We start from the raw sequence: 12,507 nt of genomic DNA, 5'->3' as shown, positions 1-12,507 counted from the left end.
GCGCCGCGCTAGCCTTGATACGGGAGCCCTAGACAATATCAAGGCTACTGAAAAGATCGTACAGCTGGTGAGATTTATAGGGTTTAGGTAAGTAGGCGTTCATACCGGCTTCAAAACAATCTTTGATGTCTTCTTCTAGAACACTGGCGGTTAAAGCTATGATGGGTAATGGTGTGACTTGTTGATCGGCTTCCCACTGACGTATCGCACGAGTCGCCGTTATGCCATCCATAACAGGCATCATGCAGTCCATTAAGATTGCATCAAACTGAGCACCCTGGGTGATGACATCCACCGCTTCTTGGCCATTACTGGCAATCAAATATTCATAACCCGCTTGCTCAAGGAAGAAGCTCGCTATTTTTTGATTCATCAGATTGTCTTCAACGATCAAAATGCGTCGATTCAGAGAGCGAACTTCTTCATCTTTTGCTTCCACTTGAGGCGTTTGCTCTTCGCCCACATCGAGAGATTGTAAGCTGGTTAAGAAACGTCGGCCCAAGAATGGCAAGGTATGAGTCGAGTGGACCGTTTCTCTGATTAGGTTGGTTTTAAATAGGTGATGCTGACAAACGATGACGCGAGCAAGAGGATATATCACCTTCAACGTCGCAAGATCTTTTTCCATAGAGTGGTGCAAGGTATGACAATAAAGTATGAAGTCACTTTCTTTTACACTTTCACTAAGGGCAGCAATGGATGACACCACATTGGCTCGAACATTCAAACGCTCACACTCTTTAACGAGCTGATCGAGGTAATTGAAAGAGTTCGAGATGATGGTCGCTCGGCTCAGGTTATCGAAAGTTTGAACAGGCGCTTCTACAACATCGACATACAAACAAAAAGTGAATGTAGAGCCCTCTCCTTTCACTGAACGCGCGGTAATGTAACCACCCATCAAATCAACAAGCTGTCGACAAATCGCAAGCCCTAACCCCGTACCGCCAAATTGACGGGTAATGCTGCCATCTTCTTGAGTGAAAGGTTCAAATATGGACTCTAACTTCTCGGGCTCAATCCCAATCCCGGTATCAGACACGCTGCATTCAAGCTTGCCCCTGCCCATAGACATAGGTGTATAAGCAATGTCAGTTGTAATTGTGCCCTTAGACGTAAATTTGATGGCATTAGAAAGCAGATTGGTCAGCACCTGTCTCACGCGGTACTCATCGAAAAACAGTTGTGACGGCGTTTGATAATCGATATTGATGTCGAGCTCAATATCCTTACTTATCGCTTTCGACTGAATCACACTCACAGAGTCATAAACCGCTTCTCGCAAATCAGCATTGTGTCGTGACAACATCAAGTTACCCGACTCGATTTTAGACAGGTCGAGTATGTCATTCAGCAGCACCAGTAAAGAGTGAGAGGACGATTCGATATCCCCCAGTACTTCTTGTTGATTTGGGCTCAGTTGGCTTTGAGATAAGATCTCAGCCATGCCAATGATCCCGTTAAGTGGCGTGCGTATTTCATGTGACATATTTGCTAAGAATGCGCTTTTGGCTTTGTTAGCCGAAATCGCGTCTTCTTTTGCTGTTATCAACTCTTTGTTGTGCAGATAGTTGCGTTCCATCACTCGATTTAGGGTTTCAGTGAACTCGGCAAGCTCATCGTTCCCTTGGATACGAATCACCTTTGGCTGGCCGTAGCTATCAGCGCATTCCGACACACCTTTCAAGATAATCGACAGGTTTCTGTTTAAGCGCAGAGATGTCGCAACCCCAAGCCACATCAAAACACCAGAAGCGATGAGTATAAGCAACGTCATGACCAAGGTTTGGCTTTTCTGCAACGCGATATTCTTGGTCAGTTCAAACTGTATTTGATTGGTGTAAGCGCCAATCGCGTTTGAAATAGCCCGTTTTTTAACCTCTAAGCTTTTCAAGTGTTGATATATTTCGGGTGATGAAAAGTCCCCTTTGAGGATTCGAGATATAAATTTGTCTTGAAAATCATCTTTGGCGACCGCGTTTAGCAGTTGCCTAATTTCAGGTGAACGAGTATCAGAGCGGAAAAATGTATCAAGCAACTGTTGCTGCCTCTCTAGCGCACCTACATAGCTCAATAAATATTGATTTCTTAGCTCGGGCGAGCGATACAAACTGAAGCTTAACCACGCTTCTCTCTGAGTCCAAAACACATAATGCGTAAGATTGATAAACATCGCTTCCGCTTGACCAATATTGCCATCGACTAAAGCCATGCGATATTCGGACAGCTCCATCAGCACGTCTTTTAACAAGTCGAAAGCGCGCTCTGTCAATTTTCTGCTGTCTGTCGTTTCAGGTGTACTAGCTAGGATCATCAACAACTTTTTCAATTCAGCTAACTGAGGGTCAATACTCCAATTGCTGTCGAACCGTTGAAGTCGCATTCCATACTGAGTCAGTCTATCCAGTTCTGATTGCAGTGTTAAAAGCAACTGACCTTTCTCAGGGGAATCATTAGACAGCACCAACCATCGATAAGCATCACTTGAAACCGTATTAAAAAATTGAAGCGCTTCGACCTTAATACGCGTTGTTTCAAGGTGATTCATCTTCTCATCGTTCTTAAGCACTTCATTCACTGTAAACCCGAACATAATGAGTACAGAAACCGTGGAAAGAAAAATAAGACGCCATCTAATTGACATATTTATCATTTTTATAACGACTCCCTTCCCGAAAGTAATTTACCTAGCCCAAATTAAGAATAGGACATTAACAGGGGGTTATTGATCAAATTGGATATGAACAAATGATACTCTGAGCCCAGAACGAAAAATTAGAATCAACAGGCATCCAAAACAGGGCTTTAAAGCGGAGGAGTCTGCTTTACTAAGTGAGATTGAGACAAGCCGATTTTAGACAAGTGAACGTTACGTGAGAGAGGTCTACTCGAGGAGGTTTCTACAAATGAGATGTAAGCAAGCGAGGTTTTAGTGAGCAAAATGTAAACAAAAGACGTTTTCTCCAGTTATTATCACCGGCATAACAAGTACACATCCACATTCTGCGGCTCAACTAGACTGTGAATAATGACTCTGCGTGCTAACAAAGTGGATAGTTAGGTTAAAATTGTGACATCCAATCGTTTGCGTGATGCACTTTTCACACTCAAGCTAGGCTTATTCAAAGGTCAAACATCAATACTCGTTAATTCCCTTATTTATCGTTTACTGTTTACGTGTAACTTGAGTTAGCGATCACACCTTTAATGTTCAATATGACCTGTATTACATATTATCCTTTGAATTGAGTATTTTTTGACGAAAAATAAGTGCTACAGATTATTAAAGTCAATAGTCTTTATCTACGTTCAAACCTTGATTTATGGCTAATATAAAGCCAATTTGCAGATATTTTGTCTGCATTTATTTTTCCTAGCAGAATAACCCGTCGTACCTTACAATCCTGCCACATAAAAATTACAAGTTACACACAAGGTATATCAGCACATTTAAGTGGCAATAAAGACCACAGACTGATGCCTCAAATCCCCTATGCTGATTGGCTTCCCTACAACCGCCATGAATGCAGAAACTTAACGTGAAAGGTCCCGAGTAAAGATGAGTCCCGAAAAGCACCTCCTAGATTGGCAAACTAGTCAAACCATTGCTGAATCCATCGCTCCAACTTTAGGTCAGTTATACCGTCAAAAAGGCGTAGAAGTTATCCTCTTTGGTAAGACCTTAGTTAACGCGACAACTATCGACATCATCAAAGCTCACCGCATCGCAAAACGTTACACTGGTTCTCCTCTTACAGCAGAACAGACTCAACCTATTATTCAACACCTTCTCTCTATGGACTTATCTCCATGTCGTATTGATGTTGGTCGCCTTGCGCATTCATTCTGGCAAGATCGCGAAGACACACATGGGTTGGATGATTTCCTACAAACTGCACTTATCGAATCGCTTGAAGGCGATGCAATGACAGAACCTCGTGACGTTGTATTGTACGGTTTTGGTCGTATTGGCCGACTGCTAACTCGTCTGTTGATCGAGAAAAGTGGCCCGGGGTACCCACTGCGTTTACGTGCAATCGTTGTACGCGGCGGCAAAGATGGCGACCTAGAAAAACGTGCAAGCCTGCTTCGTCGTGACTCTGTACACGGCCAATTCAACGGCAGCATTGTTGTAGACCAAGAACGCAAAGCGATCATCGTTAACGGTAACTTCATCCAAGTTATCTACGCAAACAAACCAGAAGAAGTGGATTACACGGCTTACGGTGTTGAAAATGCACTTGTGGTTGATAACACAGGCGTATGGCGTGACGCGGAAGGCCTGAGCCAACACGTTGCGTGTAACGGTGCGAAGAAAGTGCTACTGACTGCACCTGGTAAAGGCGACATCAAGAACGTGGTATTTGGTGTGAATGAAAATGTTATTCAGCCAGAAGACACCATCATCTCTGCAGCAAGCTGTACTACTAACGCAATCACGCCAGTATTGAAAGCGGTTCACGACAAGTTTGGCGTGCTGTCTGGTCACATCGAAACGGTGCACTCATTTACCAATGATCAAAACCTAATCGATAACTTCCACTCGGGTGATCGTCGTGGTCGTGCTGCATCATTGAACATGGTACTGACATCGACTGGCGCTGCTAAAGCAGTATCAAAAGCGATGCCGGAAATGGAAGGTAAGCTAACAGGTAATGCGATTCGCGTTCCTACGCCAAACGTTTCAATGGCAGTTGCGAACCTAAACCTTGAGAAAGGCACAAACAAAGAAGAGTTGAACGAGTACCTGCGTGAAATGGCGCTGTCTTCTGCTTTGTCTGCACAAATTGATTACACAGACTCGACTGAGATTGTATCTACCGACTTGGTTGGCTCTCGTCACCCAGGTGTGGTTGACGGTGTGGCGACTATCGCACAAGACAACCGTGCCGTGCTGTACATTTGGTACGATAACGAGTTTGGCTACAGCTGCCAAGTTGTTCACTGTATGGAACAGATGATGGGTGTACGCTACAAGACATACCCAGAAGTTTAATTAACTTCGCTCTTGTAGATACGTCCATCGCAACAAGCTCCACAACATAATAACTATATCTGCGAAGTCTGTATGGACTTCGCAACCCCTTTTGTTTTACTCCCCCGTATAAACAAGAGGGTTGCCACTTAGGTCTGCTCTCTCTAACTGATCTAGGTGGCCTTTTTACATCTAGCGCCCTAACTTTTATCGCTATAATAAGATCTTGTCTTCATCACTCTTGCACAGCTTTACGTCTGTTATAACTCAACCTCAACATCTGACTGAATCGAGCTTGAACATGCAAGCACGTAGCCCTGTTCAATCTGCTCTGGCGTCAATGTTTCTTGGCTGCTTGATTCCACAGATCCTTTGGTCACTTTGCATTTACACGAACCACAAATCCCACTACGACAAGCGATAATAATTGGAACGCCTGCTTTTTCTAATGAATCCGCCAATGGTGTGCCAGTTTCCGCTTCAACTTCAGCGCCGAACGCAGGCACAAATACCTTAACAGCACTATTCGTATCGTCAGCAATTTCGGCGTTTGACGCTTCTGATTGAGCATCCTGAGTAGCAGGAGTAAAGCTTTCTTGATAGAAGTTATCCATGTTGAACTCAAGCTCTTTCAGATAACTCTCAATATCTTGCATGAAGCCGACAGGCCCACACAGGTAAACCGTTCTATCTAAGATATCTGGGCTCAGTTTCACCAACCAGTTTTTATCTAAACGACCTTGAGGGGCGGTTGTTCCTTCGTTGTCTTTTAACAGCAGTTTTAAGTTGAAATTCGCATGTGATTCATCGAGCTGATGAAGTTCTTGAAAGTAGATAGTCTCAAGCTTGTTGCGTGCCATGTGGACGAAATCAATCTCAATGTCACTGTCACTGTCTTGAGACAGCCAATATTTTACCATCGCCATTACGGGTGTAATGCCACAGCCCGCACTCACTAGCGTTACTTTCTTTGTTGCCGTTGGCATGCAATCAATACAGTTAAACGAGCCTGCCGGCTTCAACACAGAAACCTCGTCACCTTCATCAAGCTCATCAACAATAAAGTTCGAAACCAAGCCACCTTCCACACGCTTGACCGTCAACTTCAGGCGGTTATCTTCGGGGCAAGAAGCCACGGAATAAGCACGGTAATCCGTTTTCGTCGGCATATCTAAACCCAAGGTGATGAACTGACCGGGCTTAAAATTGAAATGTAAATCTTGTGGAATACTGCCAAGCTCAAAGCTGACCGTATCTGGCGTCTCGTGCCATTTCTTTAAACACACTAAATTGATTGAATCGCTATCCGACCATGCATACATAGTTCACACACCTCACTGATACTAAAGAATTAAATCTAAAAAGCCCCGCCGCTGCACGTTCCTAGAGAACAGCAACAACGGGGCTTGGGAGTGGGCTTAGATTAAGCCGCTAAGATTGTTTTAAGATCTTGCTCTGGCGTTGAGATAGAACGCATATCGAACTCGTCTTGAATAATCTTTAGTAGGTTTTCAGTTAGGAATGCAGGCGCTGTTGGGCCTGTGTAGATACCTTTCACACCCAGTGCGAACAGAGTAAGCAGGATAACGATCGCTTTTTGCTCGAACCAAGAAAGAACAAGTGTTAGTGGTAGTTCGTTGATGCCACAATCAAACTCTTGAGACAGCGCAAGAGCAAGCTGAATCGCTGAGTATGCATCGTTACATTGGCCAACATCGAGCAGACGTGGAATACCGTTAATGTCGCCGAATTGGTTTTTGTTGAAACGGAATTTACCACATGCCAATGTCAGGATTACTGAATCTTCTGGCGCTTGAGCTGTGAAATCTGTGTAGTAGCTACGTTCAGATTTGTCGCCGTCACAACCACCCACTAGGAAGAAGTGTTTGATGTTGCCTTCTTTCACTTGTTCAACAACCGCAGGCGCTGCTTCCATCAAGGCGTTACGACCAAAACCGACAGTGATCATTTGCTCGATCTCGTCATGCTTAAAGCCTTCTTGCGCAAGAGCACAATCGATCACTGCACTGAAATCGTCACCTTCAAGGTGAGCAACACCCGGCCAGCCTACGATGCTACGCGTAAATAGGCGGTCAGCGTACGAGCCCACATCTGGGTTAAGCAGACAGTTAGATGTCATTACGATCGCACCTGGGAAGTTCGCAAATTCTTTTTGCTGGTTCTGCCAAGCGCTGCCGTAGTTACCCGCAAGGTGTGGGTACTTGTTTAGTTCAGGGTAGCCGTGTGCAGGTAGCATCTCACCGTTGGTGTATACGTTAATGCCCTTGCCTTCCGTTTGTTGAAGGATCTTTTCTAGATCATGCAGGTCGTGACCAGAAACAAGGATACAGTGACCTCGCTTCGTCTTCACATTCACGGTTGTAGGTTGAGGGTGACCGAAGGTATCTGTCTCGCCTTTATCCAACATTTCCATGACCTTGTAGTTCATTAAGCCGATCTGCATAGACGTATCTAACAGTTGTTTTAGGTCTGATGGATCTGTACCTAGGAACGCCATGATTTCATGGTATTCAGCGAAAATAGCATTATCAGTTTGACCAAGAACACGTGCGTGCTCCATGTAAGCTGCTGCACCTTTTAGACCGTATAGGCAAAGAAGGCGAAGACCAATCACATCTTCGTGTTGAGAGTCGTGACCACGGTTTACCGCCGCTTGAGGGGCAAGCGCCAATAGCTCTGAAGAGTCCGTTGGAAGGTCGAATTGAGCAGCAGCAGAAAGCGCTGGGATCTCAAAACCAATCAATGTCGCTGCCGCGCGAACCTGTTGCTCTAAACGCTGCTTGAATTCATGGGACTGTTGTGCGAATTCGATGATACGAGCAGGGTCGAAGTTAACGTTGGTTAGTGTTGCGAAAAACGCTTTTGGCGCCCACTCGTCGATTTCAGTATCAATAACATCACACGCACGGCCCAAATTGGCCCAAAAAGAAACACCTTGAAGAGAATGCACCAACACGTCTTGAAGGTCGGATACTTCCGAAGTTTTACCACACATACCTTGTGCGAAAGAACAGCCTTTTACGGTTGGGGTTTGAATTGTTTGTTCACATTGAATACAGAACATATAAGGGCTCCAGTAATTTTTATTAACTGTAAGTACTTTGCTTACAGTGACTTATTCCAACCCCTATAGAGCATCAAGCGTGCCAACTTTTAACATATTGATTTTATTAAACTTAGTTTTATTCCATGTTTTTAGTGCGTGATTATGACTACATATAAACTCCCTAACAGCACACATCCGTGTCATAGTGACTCTCAGAGATTTATTAACGGCGTTCATGTTTCGTTCAGAATAGAAGCGATAAAGTAACAACATAGAAAAAGAGGAATGAATATGAAAAATATATTAGTTACGATTGTTGCATTGTTTACTGGCCTTTTGGCGTTATTCACAAGCTTGATCCTTGCTATTCCTTTAGCTATTGCAGCTTTAATTACTGGCAAGCGCATTCAGAATCAAATGAAGAAACAAGGTTTCGCAGCTCATATGAACACTCGTCAGTCATCAACCAATGATGCCGGTGTTATTGAAGGTGAATACGAAGACCTTTCAAGCAAAAAGTAACCTAAACTTTAGTTTCAGACATAGTGAAAGCACAACAGAGACAAGATTACATAATGCAAAGAAAGCCCCTCCTAGCACTGCTGGCCTTAACGACTTTAAGTCTCGTTGGTTGTTCCAACGAGACACCGATACCCGCTTACGAAACATCTCCAGACTTGCCTAGCTATCAGCAAGACAGCTTTGATGCCTACGTCAATGACACACAAGATTGGTTATTGAAAAACCGCGTGTTCATGACGGAAGACAAGCAACTCGAGATCCAACTCAATTCACCAACCGAGTATCAACCAACCTCGCCAAACGGCAAGGCGGTATTATTGGTTCATGGATTAGGCGACTCACCTTACTCATTTAAAGACATCGCTACCCATTTGGCAGAGCAAGGTTACTTAGTGAGAACCGTATTACTTCCGGGTCACGGCAGTCGCGTGGGTGATTTAATGCAGCCGAGCCTAGAAGATTGGCAAGGTGTGGTGGCTCATCATACGAAGTTACTTGAGCAAGAGTATGATTCTGTTTGGCTAGGCGGCTATTCAACCGGCGCGAACCTCGTGACTTCACAGGCGATGAACGATCCAAAGATCTCTGGGTTACTGCTGTTCTCACCTGCGTTTCAACCGAGCTCGTCTGCCGTTCAATACGCGGGACTAGCAAGCTACTTTGTCACTTGGGCGGATCAAGATCCTGAAGACAATGTGTTGCGTTACAACTCGTTGCCAATGAATGGGGCATCGGTTTACTACGAGACATCAGAAGTCGTACGTGGTGACTTACAAGATAAACACTTCGATAAACCAGTTTTTATTATGATGAGTGAAGGCGACAGCGTGATTGACACCAACTACGTTCAGCAAGCCTTTACTGAATCTATGCCGAATCCAAACAATGTGTTGGTTTGGCAAGGAGAGACGACTCTCGAGGATCCTCGCGCTGTTCAGTACAGCATGAAGATCCCAGAGCAACGCATCTCGAACGGCTCTCACATGGGCTTACTGTTCTCACCAAACAACCCTTATTACGGAATCAATGGTAGCGAGAAGATTTGCTCCAATGGTCAGGCAGAAGGGTTTGAAGAACAATGCAATGCAACCAGTGAGGTTTGGTACTCAGCTTGGGGCTATCGTGAAGAAGGGAAGAACCATGCGCGTTTGACCTACAACCCCTACTTCTCAGACTCGATGGCGAAGCTAGATGCCGTACTGAACTCTGAAGGCTAATAAGCTCAAGTCTTCCAAAAGCTAATCCAGAGAAATCAAAAAGGCTCACTAGATAACGTCTAGTGAGCCTTTTTTAATGAGTGTCGTTTCTGGTGAACGTCTAGGGTCTGTTGACCTTTAGAGCTGATTTTTGCAGCACTTTGTGGGAAATTTCTACAAGGCAGAGGCTTTGAAGTGTAGCTAGCCTACATGAGAAGCCGATAACGCAGTAGAAATGAACCACAAAGGCTGCCCGAAGGGTTCGGCTAGAATCGTTTTATGCTTTGTTAAGAAGTATTAACTTAGAATGACTAGGCTACATACTCCTTGCCGCGCCTAAAACGATTCTATCTCGAACAAAATTTAACCACTAAAAGTTAACAGACCCTAGTTACTTATTCTTATCGTTTACTGCTATATCGTCCACACCACGCGAACAGCAAGCAGGATCAGCACCACGCCAGATAGTCGATCAATCAACTGAGCTTTCGAGCGAATACGTTCAACAATCAACGGGCTAGACAGTACCAAGGTGATAAAGGTGTACCAAAGGCCGTCGACAATCAGCGGCGTTGAGACAATAATCACTTGATTGGTCAGTTCATTACCTAGCGCTACAAATTGGCTAAACAGAGCGATGAAGAACAATGCGATCTTTGGGCTCAAGATAGAGATCAAGAAAGCCTCACGAGCAGACTGCATGTAACTCATCTTTTCACCCGCTTCTAATTTCGCGGCAACACCACCTTTCGAACGTAACGCATTAACGCCAAGATAAAGCAGATAAGCAGCCCCCGCTAAGCTAATACCTTTAAATAACATTGGGGATTGCTCAAGCACAACGGCTAAACCAACAATGGTTGCGAACGCATAAATACCGATACCAGCAGCGTGTGACCAAGCTGCGATAAGCCCGTTCATACGGCCACCAGCCAAACTGTGTTTAGCGATCATCGCCAAGCTTGGGCCCGGAGACATTGCACCCAACAAGCAAATCGCTAATAAAGAAAACCAAATTGTTACTGTCATCATTCCATTCCTAATAAAATAAAGCGTTCCAGCTGAACGCTCTACGCTTAATACTCAATACTTGGCACTTACCATAATTCGCAGGAGGTATTATTTGAAATCAAAGATTATCATCACACCTATGATTTCAAGTCATACTGATATTGTAACTCGACTTTTGCATGGCTTGGAATGCTTTTTCTCGCGCCCATTTGTGGGCAGAGTCGTTGTCATATTTAGGATGCCACATTAACCAATAGGTATGCATTTCCGTATCAAATGGCAACGAAAAGTAGGTAGTATCGAGGTGTCGACCTAGGTTATAGGCGATATGTTCTGGCACGATCATCAGATAGTCGTCTTGCAATAACACAGTACCAGCAGATGAAAAGAACGGAACCTGTAAAGCCACTCTTCGCTTCAGCCCTTGCTTCTTCAATGCTATGTCCGCGTAACTGTCTTTATCTCCACCACCCGTCACTTTGATGTGAGAGTAGTGAACAATATCTTCTGCACTCAAAACCGCTTGTTGAGCCAGCGGGTGCGACTTTCGCATCAAACACACCGACTTATCTTCACCAAGTTTGATACTTGAGACATGTTCTGGCTTTGTGGGAAACATACTGGAAGCCAAATGAATCCCAGACTCGTTCAGTGCTTCAAGGTAGTTTGGCTGCCACAATCGATAAGCCAAATTAATGTTCGGCGCTTCAGCAGACACCTCTGCCACAATCACAGGAAGAATATACTGAGCGACATAATCACTCGAAGACAACACCAATTCACCCTGCCAGTCTTGCGGCTCGAAGGGTTTATCATCTAACAGGTGGTCAAACTCGCCAAGCAGGTCGTCGAGTTTACCTTTGAGTAGCAATGCACGGTTGGTCGGCACCAGTTTGTTGCCGTCACGGACCAGCAAAGGGTCGCCACACAAATCACGTAACTGGCTGAGCTGACGGCTCACCGCGGATTGTGTGATATGCAAACGTTGGGCGGCACGGCTCACATGACACTCTTCAAGAAGTACATGCAGTGAACGCAGTAGGTTTAAGTTGATATTGCCTAACATGAATGCACCGTCGCATTCTGTTTGTTGAAAAACTCGGTCAAAACCGTATGAGTCATTAAGTGGCGAAGATCCGGGTAACTTTGCAGCTGATCGCGAACTCGGTTCAAGCTCTCCATGCTTTCCACTTCCACGTACAACATCATATCTGTCTCACCGCTAATAGAGTGGCACCATTGCACCTCATCAATACTCTGGATTTGTTTCGCGTAAGACTCACAACTATGGTCACTACTCGACATGTCGAACTTCAACAAGATATAAGCGCACACATTCTTCGTTTGGTTGGGTTCTGCCACTTGAGCGCAGTAGCCCGTAATCACTTTGTCGCTTTCCAGTTTCTTGATTCTGGCGTTCACCGCTGAGCGCGAGAGGCTGACATCTCGGGCGATATCGCTCACTGAGCATCGTGCATTGGTTTTGAGAATATCCAAAATCTGGCGATCAAATTTATCCATGCTTCTGATTCTTTTCATTTATTGTTCTATTTATAACGCCTAATTTGACACAACTTTCCTACTTATAACAGCCATTCTGACAGCCGACACTTTCACACTGAATCGGATTAATACCGTTAAAATGACGGTGTCTTACGACGTTTCGCTAGCTGTATTATTGATGTCAACAATGTATGCTCTCAATCATAACTTCTCACACACCAGAAGAAAGTTAC

At 44.6% G+C, this 12,507-nt stretch carries 9 protein-coding genes; 3 read left to right on the top strand and 6 right to left on the bottom strand.

All coding sequences use genetic code 11. The features are described 5' to 3' along the window. Positions 1-28: 28 nt before the first annotated feature. Entirely contained in the window at positions 29-2,593 is a 2,565-nt protein-coding gene (locus tag AB4583_RS04635; protein ID WP_372116632.1) for an ATP-binding protein, read from the bottom strand. A 966-nt stretch (positions 2,594-3,559) separates the two neighbouring features. Between AB4583_RS04635 and AB4583_RS04630 the strand changes: the two genes are divergently transcribed. Continuing rightward, positions 3,560-4,996: a glyceraldehyde-3-phosphate dehydrogenase gene (locus AB4583_RS04630; protein ID WP_017068649.1), complete on the top strand. Its 1,437-nt coding sequence runs from the start codon at positions 3,560-3,562 to the stop codon at positions 4,994-4,996. A gap of 239 nt (positions 4,997-5,235) precedes the next feature. Here AB4583_RS04630 and AB4583_RS04625 read toward each other — a convergent pair whose 3' ends face one another. Further along, the gene (locus tag AB4583_RS04625; protein ID WP_136982710.1) at positions 5,236-6,297 is read right to left on the bottom strand and encodes a hybrid-cluster NAD(P)-dependent oxidoreductase; all 1,062 of its coding nucleotides are present in this window, start codon (positions 6,295-6,297) and stop codon (positions 5,236-5,238) included. 101 nt (positions 6,298-6,398) lie between these two features. After that, a complete protein-coding gene (hcp, locus tag AB4583_RS04620; protein ID WP_017068651.1) occupies positions 6,399-8,060 on the bottom strand; it encodes a hydroxylamine reductase in 1,662 nt (553 codons plus the stop codon). A 273-nt stretch (positions 8,061-8,333) separates the two neighbouring features. Here hcp and AB4583_RS04615 point away from each other — a divergent pair, with 273 nt between their 5' ends. Continuing rightward, entirely contained in the window at positions 8,334-8,564 is a 231-nt protein-coding gene (locus AB4583_RS04615) for a hypothetical protein (protein WP_017061777.1), read from the top strand. Between the two features lie 53 nt (positions 8,565-8,617). Further along, the gene (locus AB4583_RS04610) at positions 8,618-9,781 is read left to right on the top strand and encodes a carboxylesterase (RefSeq protein WP_017061778.1); all 1,164 of its coding nucleotides are present in this window, start codon (positions 8,618-8,620) and stop codon (positions 9,779-9,781) included. 393 nt (positions 9,782-10,174) lie between these two features. Here the strand turns inward: AB4583_RS04610 and AB4583_RS04605 are convergent, their stop codons facing one another. The 3 genes from AB4583_RS04605 to AB4583_RS04595 form a co-directional block, all read right to left on the bottom strand. Next, positions 10,175-10,789, bottom strand: coding sequence for a LysE family translocator (locus tag AB4583_RS04605; protein WP_017061779.1), 615 nt, complete (start codon positions 10,787-10,789; stop codon positions 10,175-10,177). A 127-nt stretch (positions 10,790-10,916) separates the two neighbouring features. Further along, positions 10,917-11,837: a LysR family transcriptional regulator gene (locus tag AB4583_RS04600; RefSeq protein WP_017061780.1), complete on the bottom strand. Its 921-nt coding sequence runs from the start codon at positions 11,835-11,837 to the stop codon at positions 10,917-10,919. Further along, complete coding sequence (locus tag AB4583_RS04595) at positions 11,831-12,292, bottom strand: Lrp/AsnC family transcriptional regulator (protein ID WP_017061781.1); 462 nt, start codon at positions 12,290-12,292, stop codon at positions 11,831-11,833. The genes AB4583_RS04600 and AB4583_RS04595 overlap by 7 nt, the downstream gene beginning before the upstream one ends. Positions 12,293-12,507: the final 215 nt, after the last annotated feature.

This window comes from Vibrio sp. 10N.222.49.C12, from assembly GCF_041475025.1.
Lineage (GTDB): Bacteria > Pseudomonadota > Gammaproteobacteria > Enterobacterales > Vibrionaceae > Vibrio > Vibrio crassostreae_C.
The sequence above is the reverse complement of the archived record's forward strand: the minus strand, read 5'-3'. Positions and strand labels throughout refer to the sequence as shown.